Here is a 20883-nt window from a genome sequence, read left to right on the forward strand (position 1 = left end):
AAAACACAGCGCTTGGAGAAGGGAAAAACCCTGCAATACGCCCCTCAACAAAATGGACAGAGCTTGGTAAAGTTGCCAAAACGGGCAAACCGGGCAGGATATAGGCATGGTACGAAAAACCGGGCGTAAGCCTTTGGTCGCTGATCGGCGATATAGCGGTGCAGCGCCTAAAAAGCCTGCACCAAAGCGCGCAAAGAAACCCAGTCGCACGTCTGGGCGTCGTGGTTTGTTGCGCAGTCTCTTTGGATCAAAACGGACAAAGAAAAGCCGCGCGCCACGTCGCCGCGGACCTTTGGGCTGGCTTGCGTGGGTGGTTGGACGGATCTTTGGCCTGATCTGGGGACTGTGTTGGAAGCTTGGTCTTGCAGCGGCGGTTCTGTTGGGGGTGGCTGTTGCCAATGTCTATCTCACCCTGCCTGATTTTCGTGCATTGGTGGATGGGCGCGCGCAGGGATCTGTGACGCTGCTGGATCGCAACAATGAGGTCTTTGCCTGGCGTGGCGATCAATTTGGCGGTGTTGTCACCACCCAGACCGTGTCGCCGCACCTGAAACATGCTTTTGTTGCCACCGAGGATAAGCGGTTTTATCGCCATTTTGGTCTTAGCCCGCGTGGTGTCGCCTCTGCTGTGCGCATCAATATGCGCGAAGGACGTGGGCCTTTGTCGGGTCACGGTGGCTCTACCATCACCCAGCAGACTGCAAAACTGTTGTGTCTTGGCGTGGAATATGACCCCAAAGATTGGAAAAGCGAAGCCGCCTATGAAGCGGATTGCCGCCGCGGCTCATTGGGGCGCAAAGCCAAAGAGGCGATCTTTGCCCTGGCGATGGAAGTCAAATACAGCAAGGATGAAATCCTCTCGATCTATATGAACCGCGCCTATCTTGGTGGCGGCGCATATGGCGCAGAGGCCGCAGCGCAGCGTTATTTCGGCAAATCGGCGAGCCAGGTGAACCCGGCTGAAAGCGCGATGCTTGCCGGTCTTTTGACTGCGCCGACAACCCTTGCGCCGACAAATAATCTGAAACGGTCGCAAAATCGCGCCGCAACCGTGCTGCGCCTGATGCAGGAGCAGGGCTATTTGACCGCAGCGCAGGCGCGTGATGGTCAGGATAACCCGGCGGTGCTGTCCAAAGCGGCACAGGCGCGGGCTGGGGGCTATTTTGCCGATTGGGTGATGGAGACCACGCCGGATTTCCTTGGCTATGACACAACAGAGGATGTGGTGATCAAGACCACATTGGATCAGCGCCTGCAAAAAGCCGCCGAAGACGCGCTGACCCATATTTTTGAAACCAAAGTCCGCGCTGGCTCCAAAGCGCAGGCCGCCATTGTGGTCATGGGCGCGGATGGCGCAGTGCGCGCAATGGTGGGGGGACGTCAATCGCGGGTGTCGGGTGTGTTTAATCGTGCAACCCAGGCCAAGCGACAGACTGGTTCGGCGTTCAAACCCTTTGTATATGCCACGGCGCTGGAGCTGGGGTATTCACCCTTTGATGTGGTGCTTGATGCAGAATATTGCCTGAATATTCCGGGCTCGGGCCAATGGTGTCCGAAAAACTATACGCATCGTTTCTACGGCGAAGTGACGCTGACGCAGGCGTTGAAAGACTCGCTTAATATTCCGGCGGTGAAAGTGTCAGAATCCGTTGGCCGTGATCTGGTGCGCCGGGTTGCGGATGATTTTGGCATCCATAGCAATCTGGCCGACGGGCCTGCGCTTGCGCTTGGCGCCTCTGAAAGCAGCCTGCTTGAGATGACCGGCGCCTATGCGGGGATCTTGAACGGCGGTTCTTCTGTGGCGCCCTATGGGCTGGTGTCATTGCAATTGGCGCAAGACACGGATCCCCTGATCGAAAACGAAAGCGGAATTGGTGAGCGGGTGATCCGAACCTCAGCGGCGCAGCAGCTGACCTGGATGATGGAGAAGGTGATCGCCAATGGCACCGGCACCCGCGCGCAATTGCCGGGCTGGCAGGCGGCTGGGAAATCCGGCACCACTCAGGCGGCGCGGGATGCGTGGTTCATCGGCTTTACTGCTGATTATGTAGCTGGCGTTTGGATGGGCTATGACGACAACACGCCATTGACCGGGGTGACCGGTGGCGGGCTCCCGGCGGAAATCTGGCGCGAAACCATGCTGCGGGTGCACGAAGGTCTGCCGCCCAAACCGCTGCCGATGCAGGAGCCTGCACCAATTGTTGTGCCCCAGGCCCGACAGCCGCAGCCACAACAGGGGCAGGGGCTTGGCTCTGCGATTGATGGCGTGCTGCGTGGGATCTTTGGCAACTAAACGGCCATACCTACAAAAAAGCCCCGCCGTTTTCAGCGGGGCTTTTTAAATTCCGGTGTCGCGGGCTTAGCCGAGGGTTTTCAGCTCGGCGATTGCCTTGTTGATATCACCTTTGTTGCGGTCGATGATCGCGCCCACTTCGGTGCGTTCGGTCAAAAGCAGGTTCACACCTTCAATATACATGTTGAAGAAGCGCTCCTTGCCGCCGCGATCAGACACCTGGAAGGTTACTTTGAACGGGGACTGGCCTTTCAGGTAGGCAACGGTGTCGACCTCATACCATTTCTTCACCTTGCGCACGCCGGTCACCTCAAGGCGACCACCGATAAATTCGCGGAAGCGGCGACCGTATTTGCGTGAAATGTAGCCTTGGAACGCGTTGGAGAAGGCTTTCTTTTGCGCACCAGTTGCGCGACGCCCTTCAACACCCATCGCGTAAGCCGCGATATAAGAGGTGTCGCTGTATTTTGAGAAGATCCGCTCAAACTCGCGGAACATTGCCTTTTCGCCCTTACCAGAAGCGATGGCTTTGTTGATGTCACCGACCAGCGCGTCGATCAGCTTGCTGGCGCTTTGATTGTCCAGTGCCCAGCCAGCTGCTGGGGCAAGGCTTAGTGACGCGCCAAGGGCGAACAAGAAATTTCTACGATGCATAATCAAAATCCTTCCGTGTCCAGTTCAAACGGATCGATTTCCGAGCTTTCTGTGGTTTGACCCAGTTTGAACCGGCGGTTTTGCAGGTAAATCAAACGGGCCTGCGCATAGCTGTCGGCGCTCTCATAGAGAATCGAGTCGACCGTATCCGAATAAGTGCCACGATCTCCAAGGCGACGCACGATTTCTGCGTAGGCCTCGATGTTTTCGGCGGGATTGTTCTTGGCGTAGCCAATCGGGTTGGTGAAGAAATCAACCACAAGCCCGGATGCGTCACGTGCGTTAGACGGGCCAAAGAACGGCAGTTCTACGTAACGGCCTTCGCCGACGCCCCATACATGCAGGGTTTCGCCAAAATCAGTGTCAACGCGTGCAACACCAAAGTCACTGGCCGGATCACCAAGCCCGCCAATGCCGAGAACGGTATTGATCAAAAAGCGCGACACCGCGGTGCCTGCCTGTTTGAAGTCACCCTGCAGCACAGAGTTGACCGCCTGGCCCGGCATCGACAGGTTTTCGGCAAACAGGCCAAAGCTTGTCACCATGTCGGGGGGGACAACCGCGACATAACCTTTGGAAGCAGGTCGGAAAGCAAACCGGTCAACGCCGCGGTTGAATTCATGGACCGCGCGGTTGCGCGCTTCATTTGGGTCCGCAATGCTGCCGTTTGCAAGCTGGTCAGAGGAAGGCTTTGCACATGCTGAAAGCAAAGTGACCGCCACCAATGCCAAAGCTGGGATAATCGCGCGCGTGTTCATATTCATGTTACCGGTTTCTCACTTTTGCCCGGAAGATACCGGACGCATGTAATCCATTTGCTTCACATACAGTTATTTTCCTGGTCTCCCAGGCCTCAATGAGGCTGTTTATCATTTTGTGACGGAATTGGAACAGAACAAAAGTAATCCTGTACCCAGCAGCGCTCAGGGCGCATATATGGTCGAAAATAGGTTTCAGCAGTCCGAACATGAAAAAAAATACTATTCAAGACGGAAATAACGAGCTGCGCGCGGCGCGGCGTCAAAGCCGACAATTGTATTGGTTCGTCGGGATCTTCAGTTTTTTTGTGAATTTGCTTATGCTTACCGGGCCGCTCTATATGATGCAGGTCTATGATCGGGTTCTTGGTAGCCGGTCTGAAGCAACGCTTCTGGCGCTCTCAATCCTTGTGGTTTTCCTATATGGGATGATGGGGCTGCTTGATTATGCTCGGGGTCGGGTGCTTGCACGGATCGGTGCGCGCTTCCAATCCACGCTCGATAAGCGTGTTTTTGATGCAATGGTGCGGAAATCCGCCGTTGATAACGATCCGGTGGCACAAACCGGCCTACAGGATCTTGAAGCAATTCAGCGCCTGATGTCGTCGCCCGTACTGGGGGCCGCGTTCGATTTGCCATGGACGCCGCTGTTTCTGGCAGGGATCGCGCTGTTCCACCCCTGGCTTGGCCTTTTGGCGCTTGCGGGTGGTGCGGTGCTTGTCTGTATTGCGATCCTCAATCAGGTTTTCTCCAAAAAGCCGCAGATGCAGGCCAATGGTTCAACCCACAAAGCCAGCCTCTTGTCCGAAGAAATTCGCAAAGAGGCTGAAATGATCCAGTCTATGGGGATGCGCGGCGCTGCCTTTAGCCGTTGGAAAGTGGCGCGTGACGGCGCATTGGGCGACACCGTGGCAGCCAGCGATACCAGCGGCGGCTTTACGGTGCTGACCAAGACCCTGCGTCTGTTCCTGCAATCGGCGATGCTGGGTCTTGGGGCCTATCTTGTGCTGCAGGGCGATGTGACCGGTGGCGCAATGATCGCAGGCTCGATCCTGATGGGGCGCGCTTTGGCACCGATTGAGCTGGCACTGGGCCAATGGGCTGTTGTGCAGCGCGCGGTAAAAGGCTGGAGCAACCTCGCAGAGCTTTTGGGCGGTGTACCAGAAGAGCGTGAGCGTACTGCGCTGCCCAAACCCAAAGCCAAGCTTGAGGTCAAAGGATTGGCCGTAGTTGCGCCGGGCGATAACAAACCGCAGCTGCGCAATGTGAGTTTCCGGGTTGAGCCGGGGCAGGCGATTGGGGTGATCGGGCCATCGGGCTCAGGTAAATCCACCTTGGCACGTGCGCTGACCGGTGCATGGCGGCCTGCGGCCGGGTCTGTGCGCTTGGACGGGGCATCACTGGATCAGTTTGATCCGGATGTTTTGGGCCAGCATATTGGCTATCTGCCGCAACGGGTGCAGTTGTTTGAAGGCACCGTTGGTCAAAACATCGCGCGCCTGTCGCAGAACCCGGATCCTGAGCAGGTTGTTGCCTCGGCCAAAAAAGCAGCGGCCCATGATATGATCCTGAAACTGCCGGGCGGCTATGATTCACCTGTTTCCCCGGGTGGGGGACGTTTGTCAGGCGGCCAGATGCAACGTGTTGGCCTTGCCCGTGCGCTGTATGGCGATCCGGCAATTGTGATTCTGGACGAGCCGAACTCAAACCTCGACAATGAGGGGTCTGTTGCGCTCAACCAGGCGATCAAACAGCTGAAATCCGAGGGACGTTCGGTGCTGATCATGGCGCATCGGCCTGCGGCTATTCAGGAATGTGATATGTTGCTGGTGATCGAAGGCGGCACCCAGGCCGCCTTTGGTCCTAAAGACAAAGTGCTGAGTGAGATGGTTGCCAACCACAAAAACATCCAGGCCGCTGCCAAACAATCAGCCCAAGGCCCGGCAAAAACTGGGGGTGTCGCATGAGCACTGAACAGAATTGGTCCGCCCGTCGTCCGCTGATCATCGGCTTTCTGACTTTGTTGATTCTGGTTGGTGGCTTTGGCTCCTGGTCGGTTCTGTCTTCGATCTCTGGTGCGGTGATCGCAACCGGGCGGATCGAAGTGGACCGCAACCGACAGATCGTACAGCATCTGGATGGCGGCATTGTATCTGAAATCCTGGTGGATGAAGGCGATACAGTGGTGCAGGGGGCAACCTTGCTCCGTCTGGACGCGGCTGAGCTGCGGTCGCAGCTCGCGATTGTTGAAGGCCAGCTGTTTGAAGTGATGGCACGTCGTGGGCGTCTCGAAGCAGAGCGCGACACGGCTGAGGACATCACATTTGATCCGCTGCTTTTGGACGTGGTCACCAAAAAACCTGACGTCGAAGACTTTATCGCCGGTCAGCAACGGCTGTTCAGCGCGCGCAAAGACAGTGTTGCGCGCGAAATCGACCAGCTTGAAAAACGACGCGGCCAGATTGATGAGCAGATCATCGGCGTGCAAGCGCAACAAAAATCCATGCGGGTGCAGCTTGATCTGATTGGGCAAGAGCTGGTCAATCAGAAATCCCTGTTGGATCGTGGGCTTGCACAGGCGGGCACCGTGTTGAACCTGCAGCGGACGCAGGCGGATCTTGAGGGGCGTTTGGGCGAACTCGTTGCATCTGAAGCGCAGGCGCGCGGTCGCATCACAGAGCTTGATATTGAAATGCTCAAACTGGGCACCCAGCAACGCGAAGAGGCAATCACCCGCCTGCGCGATCTGCGGTTCCAAGAGGTAGAGCTTGCTGAAAACCGCCGCTCACTGCTGGAGCGGCTGGCGCGGCTTGATATTACCGCGCCGGTGTCCGGTATTGTCTATGGTATGGAAGTGCATACGCCGCGTTCGGTCATTCGCCCGGCGGAACCGGTGCTGTATCTGGTGCCACAGGACCGCCCACTGGTGATTGCTGCGCAGGTGGCGCTTACCGATGTGGATCAAATCTATGTCGGACAAACGGTGACATTGCGGTTCTCAGCATTGGATCAGCGCCAAACGCCTGAGCTGTTTGGGACAGTTGTGCAGGTGTCAGCGGATGCGTTTGAAGACGAAAACACGCGCGCGTCCTATTACCGCGCCGAAATTCGCCTGGATGAAGGTGAACAGGCACGATTGCCGGAGAATGTAGCCCTGATTCCAGGGATGCCGGTTGAAAGTTACATTCGCACCGAAGACCGTTCCCCCTTGGCCTATCTCGTCAAGCCGCTTGCAGATTACTTTGTAAAAGCCTTCCGCGAGAGCTGAATATGTTTCAGCGTGGCGATTTTTCTTTTCGCCGCGCCAGAACGCGCTTAGCGTGCCAAAACTATTTAGACGAGGAACACTCCGATGAGCATCGAAGATAAACTGGCCGAGCGCGGCCTCACTCTGCCCGAGGCACCCGCACCAGCTGCGAACTATGTGCCTTATGTCGTATCTGGGGATATGGTTTATGTCTCTGGTCAGATCTCGGCTGATGAAAACGGCCTGATCACCGGCAAACTGGGGGCCGAGTTGGATGTTGCAGCGGGCCAAAAAGCCGCTGAGCGTTGTGCACTTTCGCTGCTGGCACAGCTCAAAGCCGCCTGTGGTGGTGATCTCAGCCGTCTTGTGCGCGTGGTCAAACTGGGCGCATTTGTGAATTCTACCGCTGAATTCACCGAGCAGCCGCAGGTGGTCAACGGCGCATCCGACATTCTGGTAGCACTCTTGGGTGAAGCGGGCCGTCATGCGCGCGCTGCTGTGTCTTCTCCGTCGCTGCCTTTGGGCGTTGCGGTGGAAATCGACGGCGTGTTCCAGATCAAATAACCATGGTTGAGCCGGGTTCGCCCGGCTCAAAATCGTTGCATAAGTATAAACCTGTCGCGAATGTGACCGGGTCTGATGCAAACGCAGCGAAGTCTGGTTGAACTGCCACCGAGATGGACCAGATACTGTGTTCAGATCATTCTTAAACCGTAGGCAGGACAGACCAATGGATGGCTCAGCAATCGAAATTCAGGTGTTGAACAGCCTGGGCCAGATCCCCGCTGATGAATGGGATGCCTGTGCGTGCCCCGAGGTGGCGGATGGCGGTCGCCCGCTGGACCCGTTCACCACCCATCGGTTTCTATCCGCGCTCGAGCAAAGCGGCTCGGTTGGGCCGGGCACCGGCTGGGAGCCACATTACCTGACCGCTTATCAAGATGGCAGCCTGATCGCCTGTGCGCCGCTATATGCCAAAGGCCACAGCCAGGGTGAGTATGTCTTTGATCACAACTGGGCCCACGCCTATGAAAATGCGGGCGGGCGCTATTACCCCAAACTACAGATCGCCGTGCCCTTTACCCCCGCCACCGGGAGACGTTTTCTGGTGAAACCGGGGTTTGAAGGCATTGGTCATTCAGCCTTGCTGCAAGGTGCGGTGCAGCTGGCCGAGGGCAATCAGCTTTCGTCGGTTCACATTACGTTTTGTACTGACGTCGAGAGCGCCATTGGCGAAGAGATGCAGCTATTGGCCCGCAGCGGACAGCAGTATCATTGGCTGAACGACGGCTACGCTGATTTTGATGCCTTCCTTGCGTCGCTGTCGTCACGCAAGCGCAAAAACATTCGCAAAGAGCGCAAACAGGCGCAGGGGTTTGGCGGTGAAATTCACTGCTACCGCGGTGCAGATCTCAGGCCCGAACATTGGGATGCGTTCTGGCAGTTTTATCAAGATACAGGCGCGCGCAAATGGGGATCCCCTTACCTGAGCCGCGCATTCTTTGATCTTGCCCATGAAACCATGGCTGATGACATGGCGCTGGTGCTGGCTCAGCGCGATGGGCGCTATGTGGCGGGCGCGCTGAATTTCATCGGGCGCGAGACGCTATATGGCCGCTATTGGGGCTGTAGCGAACATCATCCCTGCTTGCATTTCGAATTGTGCTATTATCAGGCGATGGATCTGGCCATTGCCGAAGGGATGAAACGGGTAGAGGCGGGCGCGCAAGGGGATCACAAACTGGCGCGCGGCTATCTGCCAACCATGACGCACAGCCTGCATTGGCTGCGCGATCCGGGATTTTCACAGGCGGTGGAGCGCTTTTTGGTCGCTGAACGGGCGGCCGTTGAAGAAGAGATTGAGGTGCTCACCGACTATGGTCCCTTCCGCAAGGCCCATGTGGAGGAACAGGAATGAGTGAAAAACTGTCGGAAGCGGCCCGCGGCGCGCTGCTTGAGCCTTTGTTTGCTGCGGGATGGTCACCGGTTGAGGGGCGTGATGCGATTTCCAAACGCTTCACATTTGCCTCTTTTGTGGAGGCGTTTGGCTGGATGACCACGGTGGCCATCTGGGCCGAAAAATGGAACCATCACCCCGAGTGGCGCAATGTCTACAATAAGGTAGATGTGATTTTGACCACCCATGATGTGAATGGGATTAGCGCGCTGGATGCAAAGCTTGCGCGCAAGATGGACATGCTGGCGTGACGGGCACGCAGGTTGGTGTGGTGGGCGCACAGCGGCGCCCGACCGAGGGTTAAGACATTGCGCCCAAAAGCGATTCACCGGCGGAAACTTCGCATTGGCCGGGGCTTTCTTCGAGGTGCAAAAGCTTCACTTCGCCATCAGTCACCAGCATTGCATACCGTTTTGAGCGACCAAGCAAGCCAGCCGGAGGCGCATCGAACCGCATGCCAAGGGCTTCGGTGAATGTGCTTTCGGCGTCACCCAGCATGCTGATGCCAGCAGCCGCTGCACCGGTGCTTTCGCCCCAGGCCTGCATGACAAACGGGTCATTGGCAGAGACGCAGATGATTTCATCAACACCTTTGGCCGCAAACTGATCTTTGGTGCGGATAAAGCTTGGCACATGCGCCGAATGGCAGGTCGGGGTATAGGCACCAGGCACCGCAAAGATCACCACGGTGCGGCCTGTGGTCAAATCGCTGATCTGGACCTGCTCTGGGCCTTCTGCACCCAGGCGGGTCAATGTGGCCTCGGGCAGCTTGTCACCAACAGAAATCATAACGTGTTCCTCTTCTTGCATTTGCGTTTGGGGGCACTCGGAATATAGGTTCCCCTAAGACCGTGACCACAACAAAGCTAGGAGGCAAGCGTGGAATGAGCCATATTGTTGTAATTGGGGCCGGACAGGCTGGTGCCGCGCTTGTAGCGAAGCTGCGCAAAGATGGCTTTGATGGAGATATCACGCTGATTGGTGCGGAAGAGGCATTGCCCTACCAGCGCCCGCCACTGTCCAAAGCCTATCTTCTGGGCGAGATGGAGAAAGAGCGGCTGTATCTGCGCCCAGAGAGTTTCTACGCGGAAAACAATATCACGTTGAAACTTGGGTCTGTGGTCACGGGTATCGATCCTGTTGCAAAGACTGTCGCGCTTGGGGACGAGGTGATCACGTATGATCAGTTGGCGCTGACAACCGGATCATCTCCTCGCCGCCTGCCTGCTGCGATCGGCGGGGATCTCGCCGGTGTGCATGTGGTGCGTGATCTCAAAGATGTGGATGGCATGGCGCCTGAGGTCAGCCAGGGCAAGCGCGCGCTGATTGTAGGGGGCGGATATATCGGGCTAGAGGCGGCCGCGGTTTGCGCCAAACGCGGCGTGTCGGTTGTTCTGGTCGAAATGGCAGAACGTATCCTGCAACGGGTCGCGGCGGCAGAAACCGCTGATTATTTCCGCGCGCTGCATCACTCCCACGGGGTTGAGATCCGCGAAAACACTGGTCTCACCCGTCTGATCGGTGAAAACGGGCAGGTGACCGGTGCCGAGCTGAGCGATGGCAGCAAGCTGGATGTTGATTTTGTTGTGGTTGGTGTTGGTATCGCCCCGGCAAGTGATCTGGCAGAAGTGGCAGGGCTTGGAATTGACAACGGGATCAAGACAGATGCGCAGGGGCGCAGTTCGGATCCATCGATCTGGGCTGCAGGGGATTGCGCGTCGTTTCCCCATAAAGGCGGGCGTATCCGACTGGAAAGCGTGCCAAACGCGATCGATCAGGCGGAAATCGTGGCGCAAAACATGCTGGGTGCCGAAAAAACCTATGTGGCGCAGCCTTGGTTCTGGTCTGATCAATATGATGTCAAACTGCAGATTGCAGGTTTGAACAGCGGCTATGACCAGGTTGTTGTGCGCCGCGGTGAGGGGCAGCAGGCGTCGTTTTGGTATTTTGGTGGCGATCAGCTGCTGGCGGTGGATGCGATGAATGATCCACGTGCCTATATGGTGGCGAAACGTCTGATTGATGGCGGAAAAACCGCCGATAAATCCCTGGTGGCGGATCCTGCGTCTGATGTGAAGGCATTGCTGAAAGCATGAGAATTATTGCAGGTGATTTCCGCGGCCGCGCTTTGGCTGCGGTGGGCAAAGGTGATGCTGGCGCGCATCTGCGCCCCACAACGGATCGGGTGCGTGAGAGCCTGTTTAGCGTGTTGATGCATACCGGTGCCATTCCGGGCGCACGGGTGCTGGATCTGTTTGCCGGAACCGGCGCGCTTGGGCTTGAGGCCCTGTCGCGCGGTGCGGACAGTGTGACCTTTGTTGATGATGGGCGGGTGTCATCTGGGCTGATAAAGAAAAACATCGGTATTTGCCGCGCTGAAGATCGCTGTCGTCTCACGCGGCGTGACGCGCTGAAACTGGGCGACAATCCGGATGCCCCTTTTGATTTGATCTTTCTGGATCCTCCCTATGGGAAGGGGCTGGGCGAAAAGGCGTTGCTGAACCTTCAGCAGAAGGGGTGGATCGCTGCGAATGCACTGATTGTCTGGGAAGAAAATGCCGCAATGCAACCACCAGAAGGGTTCGAGCTGGAAAGCGCACGCAAATATGGCGACACCCATATAACGCTGCTTTGGTATGGCAACACAGATGACACATTGCCGGATTAGAAAGTCTGAACCGCTTACAACATATGTGAAGAGAAACAGATGCCCACAACCTATCCCCGCCCAAAGCTGGTGATTTTTGACTGCGACGGTGTCTTGGTCGACAGTGAGACAGCGTCCAATCAGGTGCTTGCCGACAATCTTGCACGTCACGGGCTTGAGCTGACTTTGCAGCAATGCATGGATTTGTTTGTGGGCGGTACAATGGTTGGTGTGATGGCCAAGGCACGTGGGCTTGGGGCTGATCTTGCGGATAATTGGATCGAAGAAGTCTACGACGAGACCTACGCCTGCCTTAAAAATGGCGTGGAGCTGGTGCCAGGGATCCCTGCTCTGTTGGATCGGTTGCGCCAGGAGAAGATCCCGTTTTGTGTCGCCTCGAACGGCAGCGAAGGGAAGATGAAAATCACTCTGGGGCAAAACGGGCTATGGGATGAGTTTCATCCGCATGCGATGTTTTCGGCGCACTCATTGGGGGTGTCCAAGCCCGAGCCGGGTCTGTTTCTGGCCGCAGCCAGCCATTTTGACGTGCAAGCGCGCGACTGCCTTGTGATCGAAGATAGCGAAAATGGCGCGCTGGCTGCTGCGCGCGCGGGCATGCGTTGTCTAGGATTTGTTCCGCACGGCACGGGCGCGCGTCTTGCGCGCCACAATGCTGAAATATTCAATGATATGAACAAAGTGCCTGGCTTGATCGGCCTGAGTTAATCTTAATCGGCCTGAGATAATTCGCACATTTGCGCGCGGATACACCAATGGCTGTGATTTCATCGCAACTCTTTCGTGATGATTTTACGAAATTTCACCGCTTACTATCCAGAACGTGACCTAAGTTTTATTCAGCCAGAGCAATATTGCATTTGGACGATTGGCCTTTTGAGGCCATTTTTTTTGGAAGACAATCAAAATTCCCGGCATGTTGTTTGTGGCCGCACTGTCTCTTTCGGCCTGTGTATCGCCCGAAGTTGTGACCAAGACCAGCGTTGGCGATAACAGCCTTACCTGCGAACAGATCGCAACTCAGATGCAGCAGCTTGAAGAGATCCGCGCCGAAGCGGAAAAAGGCAAAACCGCTTCTGGTAAAAACGTAGCCGCTGCCATCCTGTTCTGGCCTGCCATTATCGGCAATTATCAGAACGCAAAACAAGCGTTGGAAGCCGCCAATGAACGCCATGAGGTTCTGGTCAATCTGGCAGCAAAAAAGCGCTGCGACCTGTAAGGTTGCCACAGCGCCACATTGAATGCAGGGGATTACCCCTGCATTTTTGTTTTAACCGTAGGTTGGGTGGAACTTGCCGCCGGGCGACAGGGTGAAGATTTCAAACCCGTCTGCGGTGACGCCGATGGAATGCTCAAACTGCGCAGACAGGGATTTGTCGCGGGTCACGGCGGTCCATTCATCAGCCAGAACCTTGGTCTCTGGACGGCCCCAGTTGATCATGGGCTCGATGGTGAAAAACATACCCTCTTCGAGAACCGGACCGGTGCCTGAGCGGCCATAGTGCAAAACATTCGGCGGTGCGTGGAAAACGCGGCCCAGACCATGGCCACAGAAATCACGTACAACGCTCATCCGCTGGCTTTCGGCAAACACCTGAATGGCGTGGCCAATATCACCAAAGGTATTGCCGGGTTTCACCACCTCGATCCCCCGCATCAGGGCATCATGGGTGATCTGGATGAGCCGTTCTGCCTTGCGCGACAGCTTGCCCGCGACATACATGCGGCTTGTGTCACCAAACCAGCCATCCAGAATAACGGTCACATCGATATTCATGATGTCGCCGTCTTTCAGTTTCTTGTCGCCGGGGATGCCGTGGCAGACAACATGGTTCACGCTGATACAGCTGGCGTGCTGGTAACCTTTGTAGCCGATGGTGGCCGAAGTCGCGTCAGAGGCTTCCACCATTTCGGTGATCAAACGATCGATTTCGCCGGTGGTCTGCCCAGGGAAGACATGCGGAGCAATGTCATCAAGAATTTGCGCCGCCAGTTTCCCGGCAGCATGCATGCCTGCAAAATCCGCTTCCTGATAGATGCGGATGCCGTCTTTGGTGGTGCGGCCGTCTTTTGATCTCATCAATGGCTCCAATCATTGCCTGTTACGCAATATCTAAGCGGTTTGTCGTCAAAGGACCAGTGGCGACAATCGTGTTATTCCACCGCAGATAGCGGCTTGCCCAGCTCAATCGAAGAGGGGGTGATCACTGTATCATAAATCAGCCGTTCCACCCCTGCTGCATGCGCCAGTTCAAAGGCATGGGCATAGTCAGGATCGATATCGGACGCGAGCGTAAATCGGGCGCAATCTGTCCGCTGCACCAGATAAAACATCACCGCGCGATGCCCGGCCCGAACCATGGCAGAGAGCTCCCCCAGATGTTTGGTGCCGCGTTTGGTGACACTATCTGGAAACTCAGCCAGAGCGGGCTGGCGCGAAAGGGTGACGCTTTTGACTTCGACATAACAATCCGGCAGACCCTGCGCGCTGAGCAGGAAATCGATCCGGCTGTTTTCGCCGTATTTCACCTCGGGGCGTACTGTCGAATAGGTGGACAGTTCGGGGATTTCACCGGCTTCAAGCGCTGCACGCAGGGCTTTGTTGGGCACTGAGGTGTCAACACCGGTGAAATGGCCGCCCTCATGCTCCACCAGACGCCAGCCATATTTCAGCTTTTTCTTGGGATCATCATTTGGTTCTAGCCAAATTTTCATCCCCGGTTCTGCCAGCCCCATCATGGAGCCGGGGTTTGCACAATGGGCGGTGACTTCGCGCCCATCTTCCAGACGACAATCCGCCAGAAAGCGTTTGTAGCGTTTGATTAATGTTGCGGGGATCAGAGGGGTTGGGAACTGCATGTGAAACCCCTATCGTCTGCAAAGAGGCTGTCAAGTGAACAGCGCTTGCCATGGCGCGGCAGGCCTCTATCTTTGGCCCAGATAACAGGAGAATAAGAATGGCGAATCCCACTGCTGCAATGCTGGTCATTGGTGATGAGATCCTGTCCGGCCGCACCCGCGATGCGAACATGTTCTATCTCGCCGGTGAGCTGGCCAACCATGGCATCGACCTGAAAGAGGTGCGGGTGGTCAGCGATGATGCGCAGGCGATTGTGACCGCTGTTACCGCATTGTCGGGCGGTTATGATCACATTTTCACCAGCGGCGGCATTGGCCCGACCCATGATGACATTACGGCTGATTGCATCGCGCGGGCCTTTGATGCGCCGATCGACGTGCGGGACGACGCGCGCGCCATTCTGGAAGAGCACTACCGCCAGAACGGTCGGGAACTGAACGCCGCGCGCCTGCGGATGGCGCGTATTCCTGAGGGTGCCAGCCTGATTGAAAACCCGGTCTCATCTGCGCCGGGCTTTACCTTGCGCAATGTGCATGTGATGGCGGGCGTGCCAACGGTGTTTCAGGCCATGGTCGCCAGCGTTCTGGCAACCATTGCGGGCGGCGCGCCGCTTCTGTCGCAGACCTTGCGGATCAATCGCGGCGAGGGCGAGATTGCGGACGGGTTGTCAGCTGTGGCCAAAGCCCATCCAGAGGTGTCGATAGGTTGCTATCCATTCCAGCACAACGGTGCATTTGGCGCCAATGTGGTTGTGCGCTCAACGGATGGCCGCCAGATCGAGGCGGCAATGAGCGATCTGGCAAGCAGGTTAGAACTGTGAGTGAGACTGAGCCTCAATATTACGAGTTAATCGAGCGAACCTGGCCCTGTGCCACCGCGACGACCTTGGGCAATATCACCTTGCGCGAAGGGCAGGGCGGGGGCAGTCGTGTGTCCTGTGCAACTGTAGATGGCGCATTTTGCACCAACGATCTGCAAATGGCCGCAGCGACCATGCGCGAAATGGGCCAGCAGCCCTTGTTCATGGTCCGCGACGGAGAGAGCGAGCTTGATACCGCGCTGGAAAGCTTAGGCTTTGTGGTGAAAGATCCGGTGTTTTTGCGCGCCGGTTCGGTTGAAAGACTGGCGGCAACAAAGGTTCCGCCCGTGACCGCGTTTGAAATCTGGCCGCCCTTGGCAATCCAACGCGACATCTGGGCCAAGGCTGGCATTGGGCCAGCCCGACTGGCGGTGATGCAGCGCGCAGATGTTGCAAAAACGGCATTGCTCGGCCGGATCGATGATCAGCCCGCCGGAGTTGGTTTCGTGGCCGTATCCGAAGAGGTGGCGATGGTTCACGCGCTAGAAGTGGACGCACAGCACAGACGCAAAGGTTTGGCGCGTTATATGATGCATCAGGCCGCAATCTGGGCGCAAAAACAGAATGCACAGCAATTGATGGTGCTGGTCACGCAGGCAAATCAAGGCGCAAATCTGCTTTATCAGAAGCTTGGGCTTGATGTGGTTGGTGCCTATCACTACCGCGTATTGCACGAAGATGTGCCGCAATAGCGCGGCCAGACCAGCACAAAGTGAACGAACGATGAGAACCTATGTCTGGGCAGCCCTGATAATGGTCGCGGCAATTCCGGCTGCTGCGCTAGAGCTTGCATTGCCAACCGGGGCACAGCGGCTTGCGGTGCGTGATATGCCGCTGGCGCACTACGACGTGCCCACAGGTGTTTTTGCTGAGGGCCGCGTGCCGATGGAGCAGGTCGAAGGCCGGGTTCTGCGCCGCACATGGCGCATAGGCGGCGCGCAAACGCCGCTACAGATATTGGAGCCTCTCCGGGCACAAGTGTTGGAGGATCCCGATTTTGAGGTGTTGTTTCAATGTCATGACCGCGAATGCGGCGGTTTTGATTTTCGTTTTGCTATCGATGTGGTGCCAGCCCCTGATATGGCTGTGGACATTGGCGATTATGTGTTTATGGCGGCCAAAGGGGCAGGGGGGCGGTATCTGACAATCCTGGCCTCCCGATCTGGCCGGGCCGCGTTTTTGCAGGTGGTGGAAGTGCTGCCACCGGGCAATAGCGCATCTGCCGCATTGCAGCCGCGCCAAGAGGCTCCAGCTACAGCCCCGGTTGAGGCCCCGTCCGGTGATATTGCGGCGCAATTGCAGGCCAAGGGATCTGTGGTGCTGTGGGGGTTGCAATTTCGCTCCGGCGCGCCGGATTTGAATGCGGGCCGGTATGACAGTCTTAAACAGCTGGCGGAATATATGCTCGATCATCCGGATCAGCGGGTTTTGCTGGTTGGGCACACCGATAATGTTGGTTCCTTGTCCGCTAACACCAATCTGTCCCTTGCGCGCGCCCGCGCGGTAGAGGCCCAGCTCAAGGATCAATTTGGTATTCCTGCACGGCGCATGGACGCTGCGGGCGCGGGTTTCCTTGCGCCTATGGCCACAAATGAAACAGCGGCTGGTCGTGAGACCAACCGCCGCGTCGAGGTTGTTTTGCTGCCATCTGGGTGAGGTTTACCAGATAGCGGGATCCTTATCCGCATAGGCTTGCGCCAGGAAATCGATGAAGGCGCGTACCTTGGGCTGGGTGAATTTACCGGGCGGGTAGACCGCATAAATCCCCTGTGTCTCCATCGGCAGGTTTGGCATTACATCTTCCACCAGCCCCTCATCCATCGCTTGCGAATAAAGGTAGCTGGGCAGATAGGCGATGCCGAGGCCCGAGATCGCGGCAGTGAGCAGTGATTGCCCGTCATTGACCGAAAGCCAGCCGCTGGTGCGAACCTGACGTTTTTCGCCCGATGGGGCGGTGATGCGCCAGACGCTGCCGCTGGATTGGTTGGAATAATGCAGCAGCTTGTGGTTGTTCAGATCGTCGATCTTTGTAGGGCGGCCGTGTTTTTCCAGATATTCGGGCGAGGCGATCATCCGTTTGGTGGTTTCCGCCAGTTTACGGGCGCGCAGGGAGCTGTCTTCCAGCTCACCGATGCGCACAGCCATATCAAACCCTTCTGAAATCAGTTCAACGTAACGGTTGTTGAGCACCATATTCACGGTGATGTCTGGGAAGTCCTGCAAGAATTCCGACAACACGGGCGACAGGTGGTTCACGCCAAAGTCGGTGGCGACTGAGATCCGCAGCAGGCCAGAGGGGGCTGACTGCATTGAAGTGACCAGCGCATCCGCTTCGCCTGCGTCATTAAGAACACGGCGGGCGCGATCATAATAGGCGAGGCCAATTTCGGTTGGTGACACCCGGCGGGTGGTGCGGTTCAGCAGGCGCGCGCCAAGACGTGCCTCAAGGCTGGAGACATGTTTCGAAACAGCTGATTTAGAGATGCCCATCTTTTTTGCGGCATCGGTGAAACCACCTTGATCGACCACATTGGCAAAGGCTTCCATTTCGGTGAGCCGGTCCATAATCTTGCCTCCACTGTTCCCGTTACTGGTTCAGTTTTGCGCGCAGATTGCGGCAACTTCGCGGCAGGGGTGGGATAATAAAGGGGTTTTGACTCGACCGTTTTCAGACTGGAAACGAAGAAACAATCACTTAGCGGTATATGTCATAGATTTTGAAACAATAACTTGGGCACCGCAGTCGCATCCAGCGCTGATTTGGCCTATGGTTACCGAAGCATTGTTTTCAATAATCACGCAGGGGGCGATGTGGTGCGCGCAGTGCAGTTGTCCCCCATTCCATCTGCCCAAAGAGATCCATAATGAGCCCAGAAGAAATCGCCAAACTGCCCTATCGCCCGAACGTGGGGGTGATGATGATCAACGCCGAGGGTGCCGTTTTTGTTGGCCAGCGTATGGATCGCCACAAAGACGCCTGGCAGATGCCACAGGGCGGCATTGATGACGGCGAGGATGCCAAGGTCGCCGCGCTGCGCGAACTGGAAGAGGAAACCGGCGTCACACAGGACCTGGTAGAGATCATCGCCGAAAGTGACGGCTGGCTCCCTTATGACCTGCCCCATGATGTAGTGCCTAAGTTCTGGGGCGGTAAATACCGTGGTCAGGAACAAAAATGGTATCTGATGCGTTTTGTTGGTCGTGACGAACAGGTGCAGATTGAGACCGCGCATCCCGAGTTTTCCGCCTGGCAGTGGCTGCCAGTGGATCAGCTGGTCGACAATATCGTGCCATTCAAACGTGAGGTTTACGTGCGGGTGATCGCTGAATTTGAGGCTCATCTGAAATGATCCGACGCTGGGCAGTCAAAGGCATGGCCGCGATTGCGGTGATAATGTTGGGCATGCAGCCCGTTCTGGCGCTCAGCTGCCTGCCGTCGGGTATTACCGATAGCTATCTTAAGGCGGCGAATTCAGACAGCTCATATAATGTGATCAAAGGGCGGCTTCGTTTTGATCAGGTGTCACTGGATCGCCGTTTGCAAAAACTGCGCAACGATCAAAGAGGCGGCTCGATTGTGGTTGCGGCCCGCCTGCAGGGGCAGGCGCTGGGCGCAGCTGGCTTTACCATCCCGGCCAATGTGAAACTTAGGCTGCAGCTGCGATGTCTGGGGCCGTGGTGCCCCGGCGCCACCAGCGATCAGGATGTGATCGTTTTTGCCAAACAGGTCGGGGAACAGCTGAGTGTAGAGATCGATGCCTGTGCAGGTGATCTGCACCCGTTGACCGAAGAAGCTGAGCGGGCAGTGCTAAGCTGTCATAGCGGTGGAGAGTGTCTCGCGCTCAAAGATCTGTTTGAGCGCGAACATAGCGGCAAAAAGTAAAGCCTCCCGAGGGAGGCTTTAGGATCTTACAGCAGGCCAGCGGTGGTCAGCAGCGCGCGCATGTCGGTCTGTGGGCGCGGGCCGATATGGCTGATGACTTCTGTTGCGCAGGCGCACCCGATCTTGGCACAGGTTTCCACATCTAGCCCTTTTGCCAGACCAAACAGGAAGCCCGCAGCAAATTGATCACCCGCACCCGTCGCATCCACTGGCACCACGGTTTCAACGGGCACGTTGATGCGGCCGTCCTGGGTGACAACGCTGACACCATCGCCAGAGCGGGTGCAGACCACCAACGGACAGATCGCCGACAGCTTTTCAAGCGCCTCATCCAGATTGTCGGTCTCAAACAGGGATTTCACCTCGTCTTCGTTGCCGATCACAAACTCCAGCTCGTTTTCGATCAGACGCAGGAAATCGGCGCGGTGACGCTCAACACAGAAAGGATCAGACAGCGAAATACCCGGCTTGCCGCCGCCTTTGCGGCAATCTTGTGCGGCTTCCATAAATGCGGTTTTGCCCTTGTCCTTATCGAAAAGATAACCCTCAAGGAACATGATCTGCGCGCTACCAGCAACCTCGGCTGGCACATCGTCTGAGCTCACCTCTGAGGAAATCCCCAGATAGGTGTTCATGGAGCGCTCCCCGTCGGGAGAGACAAAGATCATGGAGCGTGAGGTCGGCAGTTCGCCACCGGCAACTGGCGAGTTCACAAAATCCACGCCATCATCTTGCATTGCTTTGGCATAGAAATGCCCCAGCGCATCATCATGCACGCGGCCGATAAACGCAGCCTCAAGGCCAAGCGCGCCAGCACCCGCAATTGTATTGGCAACAGAGCCGCCGGGCGTTTGCACACGCTCATTCATCGCCGCATAAAGCACCTCACCGCGATCACGCTCAATGAGCTGCATGATGCCTTTTTCAATGCCCATATGCTCAAGGAAGCTGTCATCGCTTTGGCTGATAACGTCCACAACGGCGTTGCCGATGCCAACAAGCTGATAAGTCTTCATAGGGTCTTTTCCTCAAATTCACAGAGATCTCGGATGATACAGGTGGGACACTGGGGTTTACGTGCTTTGCAGTGGTATCGCCCATGTAGAATTAACCAATGGTGTGCATGAAGCTGAAAATCGGCCGGGATGTGATCTTCGATTGCGCGTTCCACCGCATCCACGTTTTTGCCGGGGGCAATGCCCGATCGGTTGCCAACACGAAAAATATGCGTGTCCACCGCCTGCGCGGGCTGGCGCCACCACATGTTCAGCACCACATTTGCGGTTTTGCGGCCAACACCGGGCAGTGATTGCAGCGCGGCCCGTGAATTTGGAACCTCGCCGCCGTAATCTTCGACCAGGATCTTTGAGAGCTTCATCACGTTCTTGGCCTTGTTGCGATACAGGCCAATGGTTTTGATGTGCTCGATCAGCTTTTCTTCGCCAAGATCCAGCATCTTTTGCGGCGTATCCGCGATCTTAAACAGCTCTTTGGTGGCGCGGTTCACACCCGCATCGGTCGCCTGCGCTGACAATGCGACGGCCACCACCAAGGTGTAGACATTCACATGATCAAGTTCACCTTTAGGTTCGGGATCTGCCTCCTGAAACCGGGTGAAAATTTCACGTATCGTATGATAATCGAGTTGCTGCGCCATCGGGATCTTTAATGGCCTTTTGGCTGCGTTCTGGCAACGGCAAAGCGTGG

General features: G+C 56.5%; 23 protein-coding genes. 15 read left to right on the top strand and 8 right to left on the bottom strand.

Annotated elements, in window-relative coordinates; all coding sequences use genetic code 11:
• Positions 1–106 precede the first annotated feature (106 nt).
• The gene (locus tag GG681_RS13000; protein ID WP_153548451.1) at positions 107–2293 is read left to right on the top strand and encodes a transglycosylase domain-containing protein; all 2187 of its coding nucleotides are present in this window, start codon (positions 107–109) and stop codon (positions 2291–2293) included.
• Positions 2294–2359: 66 nt separating this feature from the next.
• Here the strand turns inward: GG681_RS13000 and GG681_RS13005 are convergent, their stop codons facing one another.
• Together GG681_RS13005 and GG681_RS13010 are read right to left on the bottom strand one after the other, a co-directional pair.
• Positions 2360–2947, bottom strand: coding sequence for an MlaC/ttg2D family ABC transporter substrate-binding protein (locus GG681_RS13005; protein WP_153548452.1), 588 nt, complete (start codon positions 2945–2947; stop codon positions 2360–2362).
• 2 nt (positions 2948–2949) lie between these two features.
• On the bottom strand, positions 2950–3711 hold the full coding sequence (locus tag GG681_RS13010; RefSeq protein WP_408057669.1) for an MlaA family lipoprotein: 762 nt from the start codon (positions 3709–3711) through the stop codon (positions 2950–2952).
• Positions 3712–3914: 203 nt separating this feature from the next.
• Between GG681_RS13010 and GG681_RS13015 the strand changes: the two genes are divergently transcribed.
• The 5 genes from GG681_RS13015 to GG681_RS13035 all read left to right on the top strand — a co-directional run bounded on the left by GG681_RS13015 (position 3915) and on the right by GG681_RS13035 (position 9160).
• Complete coding sequence (locus GG681_RS13015) at positions 3915–5672, top strand: type I secretion system permease/ATPase (protein WP_153548453.1); 1758 nt, start codon at positions 3915–3917, stop codon at positions 5670–5672.
• The gene (locus tag GG681_RS13020; protein ID WP_153548454.1) at positions 5669–6973 is read left to right on the top strand and encodes an HlyD family type I secretion periplasmic adaptor subunit; all 1305 of its coding nucleotides are present in this window, start codon (positions 5669–5671) and stop codon (positions 6971–6973) included. Before GG681_RS13015 ends, GG681_RS13020 begins: the two co-directional genes overlap by 4 nt.
• A gap of 84 nt (positions 6974–7057) precedes the next feature.
• Positions 7058–7516, top strand: coding sequence for a RidA family protein (locus tag GG681_RS13025; RefSeq protein WP_153548455.1), 459 nt, complete (start codon positions 7058–7060; stop codon positions 7514–7516).
• 166 nt (positions 7517–7682) lie between these two features.
• Positions 7683–8870 (top strand): GNAT family N-acetyltransferase, encoded by a 1188-nt coding sequence (locus GG681_RS13030; protein ID WP_153548456.1) that lies wholly within the window; start codon positions 7683–7685, stop codon positions 8868–8870.
• Positions 8867–9160 carry a 4a-hydroxytetrahydrobiopterin dehydratase gene (locus GG681_RS13035; protein ID WP_153548457.1) on the top strand — a complete coding sequence of 98 codons (294 nt, stop codon included), beginning with the start codon at positions 8867–8869 and terminating at the stop codon, positions 9158–9160. Before GG681_RS13030 ends, GG681_RS13035 begins: the two co-directional genes overlap by 4 nt.
• A gap of 49 nt (positions 9161–9209) precedes the next feature.
• Here GG681_RS13035 and GG681_RS13040 read toward each other — a convergent pair whose 3' ends face one another.
• On the bottom strand, positions 9210–9698 hold the full coding sequence (locus tag GG681_RS13040) for a peroxiredoxin (protein WP_153548458.1): 489 nt from the start codon (positions 9696–9698) through the stop codon (positions 9210–9212).
• Between the two features lie 95 nt (positions 9699–9793).
• On the opposite strand from GG681_RS13040, the gene GG681_RS13045 reads away from it, so the two are divergent.
• The 4 genes from GG681_RS13045 to GG681_RS13060 all read left to right on the top strand — a co-directional run bounded on the left by GG681_RS13045 (position 9794) and on the right by GG681_RS13060 (position 12793).
• Entirely contained in the window at positions 9794–11005 is a 1212-nt protein-coding gene (locus GG681_RS13045; RefSeq protein WP_153548459.1) for an NAD(P)/FAD-dependent oxidoreductase, read from the top strand.
• Positions 11002–11577, top strand: coding sequence for a 16S rRNA (guanine(966)-N(2))-methyltransferase RsmD (rsmD, locus tag GG681_RS13050; protein WP_153548460.1), 576 nt, complete (start codon positions 11002–11004; stop codon positions 11575–11577). Before GG681_RS13045 ends, rsmD begins: the two co-directional genes overlap by 4 nt.
• A 39-nt stretch (positions 11578–11616) precedes the next feature.
• On the top strand, positions 11617–12282 hold the full coding sequence (locus GG681_RS13055; RefSeq protein WP_153548461.1) for an HAD family hydrolase: 666 nt from the start codon (positions 11617–11619) through the stop codon (positions 12280–12282).
• Between the two features lie 208 nt (positions 12283–12490).
• On the top strand, positions 12491–12793 hold the full coding sequence (locus GG681_RS13060) for a hypothetical protein (protein ID WP_153548462.1): 303 nt from the start codon (positions 12491–12493) through the stop codon (positions 12791–12793).
• A 51-nt stretch (positions 12794–12844) separates the two neighbouring features.
• Here the strand turns inward: GG681_RS13060 and map are convergent, their stop codons facing one another.
• Both map and sfsA read right to left on the bottom strand, forming a co-directional pair.
• Positions 12845–13654, bottom strand: a complete 810-nt coding sequence (gene map / locus GG681_RS13065) for a type I methionyl aminopeptidase (protein WP_153548463.1) — start codon at positions 13652–13654, stop codon at positions 12845–12847.
• 74 nt (positions 13655–13728) lie between these two features.
• Positions 13729–14433 carry a DNA/RNA nuclease SfsA gene (gene sfsA, locus GG681_RS13070; protein ID WP_153548464.1) on the bottom strand — a complete coding sequence of 235 codons (705 nt, stop codon included), beginning with the start codon at positions 14431–14433 and terminating at the stop codon, positions 13729–13731.
• 98 nt (positions 14434–14531) lie between these two features.
• On the opposite strand from sfsA, the gene GG681_RS13075 reads away from it, so the two are divergent.
• From GG681_RS13075 to GG681_RS13085, 3 genes are read left to right on the top strand one after another with little or no spacing between them, the layout of a single operon-like run.
• Positions 14532–15254 (top strand): competence/damage-inducible protein A, encoded by a 723-nt coding sequence (locus tag GG681_RS13075; protein WP_153548465.1) that lies wholly within the window; start codon positions 14532–14534, stop codon positions 15252–15254.
• Complete coding sequence (locus GG681_RS13080) at positions 15251–15985, top strand: GNAT family N-acetyltransferase (RefSeq protein ID WP_328593382.1); 735 nt, start codon at positions 15251–15253, stop codon at positions 15983–15985. Before GG681_RS13075 ends, GG681_RS13080 begins: the two co-directional genes overlap by 4 nt.
• 31 nt (positions 15986–16016) lie before the next feature.
• The gene (locus GG681_RS13085) at positions 16017–16949 is read left to right on the top strand and encodes an OmpA family protein (RefSeq protein WP_194287178.1); all 933 of its coding nucleotides are present in this window, start codon (positions 16017–16019) and stop codon (positions 16947–16949) included.
• Between the two features lie 3 nt (positions 16950–16952).
• Here the strand turns inward: GG681_RS13085 and GG681_RS13090 are convergent, their stop codons facing one another.
• Entirely contained in the window at positions 16953–17858 is a 906-nt protein-coding gene (locus GG681_RS13090) for a LysR family transcriptional regulator (RefSeq protein ID WP_153548468.1), read from the bottom strand.
• A 299-nt stretch (positions 17859–18157) separates the two neighbouring features.
• Between GG681_RS13090 and GG681_RS13095 the strand changes: the two genes are divergently transcribed.
• Both GG681_RS13095 and GG681_RS13100 read left to right on the top strand, forming a co-directional pair.
• Positions 18158–18643, top strand: coding sequence for an RNA pyrophosphohydrolase (locus GG681_RS13095; protein ID WP_153548469.1), 486 nt, complete (start codon positions 18158–18160; stop codon positions 18641–18643).
• Entirely contained in the window at positions 18640–19176 is a 537-nt protein-coding gene (locus GG681_RS13100; protein ID WP_153548470.1) for a hypothetical protein, read from the top strand. Before GG681_RS13095 ends, GG681_RS13100 begins: the two co-directional genes overlap by 4 nt.
• 26 nt (positions 19177–19202) lie before the next feature.
• Here GG681_RS13100 and GG681_RS13105 read toward each other — a convergent pair whose 3' ends face one another.
• Together GG681_RS13105 and nth are read right to left on the bottom strand one after the other, a co-directional pair.
• Positions 19203–20192 carry an adenosine kinase gene (locus GG681_RS13105; RefSeq protein WP_153548471.1) on the bottom strand — a complete coding sequence of 330 codons (990 nt, stop codon included), beginning with the start codon at positions 20190–20192 and terminating at the stop codon, positions 19203–19205.
• Positions 20189–20833 carry an endonuclease III gene (gene nth, locus GG681_RS13110; RefSeq protein ID WP_153548472.1) on the bottom strand — a complete coding sequence of 215 codons (645 nt, stop codon included), beginning with the start codon at positions 20831–20833 and terminating at the stop codon, positions 20189–20191. The genes GG681_RS13105 and nth overlap by 4 nt, the downstream gene beginning before the upstream one ends.
• Positions 20834–20883 lie beyond the last annotated feature (50 nt).

This window comes from Tritonibacter aquimaris (genome assembly GCF_009617595.1).
In the GTDB taxonomy this organism is placed as follows: Bacteria; Pseudomonadota; Alphaproteobacteria; order Rhodobacterales; family Rhodobacteraceae; genus Epibacterium; species Epibacterium aquimaris.

Bases quoted from the DNA above. Each gene is read 5' to 3' on its own strand.
- GG681_RS13000 (WP_153548451.1), top strand. From the start codon at position 107: ATGGTACGAAAAACCGGGCGTAAGCCTTTGGTCGCTGATCGGCGATAT.
- GG681_RS13005 (WP_153548452.1), bottom strand. From the start codon at position 2,947: ATGCATCGTAGAAATTTCTTGTTCGCCCTTGGCGCGTCACTAAGCCTT.
- GG681_RS13010 (WP_408057669.1), bottom strand. From the start codon at position 3,711: ATGAATATGAACACGCGCGCGATTATCCCAGCTTTGGCATTGGTGGCG.
- GG681_RS13015 (WP_153548453.1), top strand. From the start codon at position 3,915: ATGAAAAAAAATACTATTCAAGACGGAAATAACGAGCTGCGCGCGGCG.
- GG681_RS13020 (WP_153548454.1), top strand. From the start codon at position 5,669: ATGAGCACTGAACAGAATTGGTCCGCCCGTCGTCCGCTGATCATCGGC.
- GG681_RS13025 (WP_153548455.1), top strand. From the start codon at position 7,058: ATGAGCATCGAAGATAAACTGGCCGAGCGCGGCCTCACTCTGCCCGAG.
- GG681_RS13030 (WP_153548456.1), top strand. From the start codon at position 7,683: ATGGATGGCTCAGCAATCGAAATTCAGGTGTTGAACAGCCTGGGCCAG.
- GG681_RS13035 (WP_153548457.1), top strand. From the start codon at position 8,867: ATGAGTGAAAAACTGTCGGAAGCGGCCCGCGGCGCGCTGCTTGAGCCT.
- GG681_RS13040 (WP_153548458.1), bottom strand. From the start codon at position 9,698: ATGATTTCTGTTGGTGACAAGCTGCCCGAGGCCACATTGACCCGCCTG.
- GG681_RS13045 (WP_153548459.1), top strand. From the start codon at position 9,794: ATGAGCCATATTGTTGTAATTGGGGCCGGACAGGCTGGTGCCGCGCTT.
- rsmD (WP_153548460.1), top strand. From the start codon at position 11,002: ATGAGAATTATTGCAGGTGATTTCCGCGGCCGCGCTTTGGCTGCGGTG.
- GG681_RS13055 (WP_153548461.1), top strand. From the start codon at position 11,617: ATGCCCACAACCTATCCCCGCCCAAAGCTGGTGATTTTTGACTGCGAC.
- GG681_RS13060 (WP_153548462.1), top strand. From the start codon at position 12,491: ATGTTGTTTGTGGCCGCACTGTCTCTTTCGGCCTGTGTATCGCCCGAA.
- map (WP_153548463.1), bottom strand. From the start codon at position 13,654: ATGAGATCAAAAGACGGCCGCACCACCAAAGACGGCATCCGCATCTAT.
- sfsA (WP_153548464.1), bottom strand. From the start codon at position 14,433: ATGCAGTTCCCAACCCCTCTGATCCCCGCAACATTAATCAAACGCTAC.
- GG681_RS13075 (WP_153548465.1), top strand. From the start codon at position 14,532: ATGGCGAATCCCACTGCTGCAATGCTGGTCATTGGTGATGAGATCCTG.
- GG681_RS13085 (WP_194287178.1), top strand. From the start codon at position 16,017: ATGAGAACCTATGTCTGGGCAGCCCTGATAATGGTCGCGGCAATTCCG.
- GG681_RS13090 (WP_153548468.1), bottom strand. From the start codon at position 17,858: ATGGACCGGCTCACCGAAATGGAAGCCTTTGCCAATGTGGTCGATCAA.
- GG681_RS13095 (WP_153548469.1), top strand. From the start codon at position 18,158: ATGAGCCCAGAAGAAATCGCCAAACTGCCCTATCGCCCGAACGTGGGG.
- GG681_RS13100 (WP_153548470.1), top strand. From the start codon at position 18,640: ATGATCCGACGCTGGGCAGTCAAAGGCATGGCCGCGATTGCGGTGATA.
- GG681_RS13105 (WP_153548471.1), bottom strand. From the start codon at position 20,192: ATGAAGACTTATCAGCTTGTTGGCATCGGCAACGCCGTTGTGGACGTT.
- nth (WP_153548472.1), bottom strand. From the start codon at position 20,833: ATGGCGCAGCAACTCGATTATCATACGATACGTGAAATTTTCACCCGG.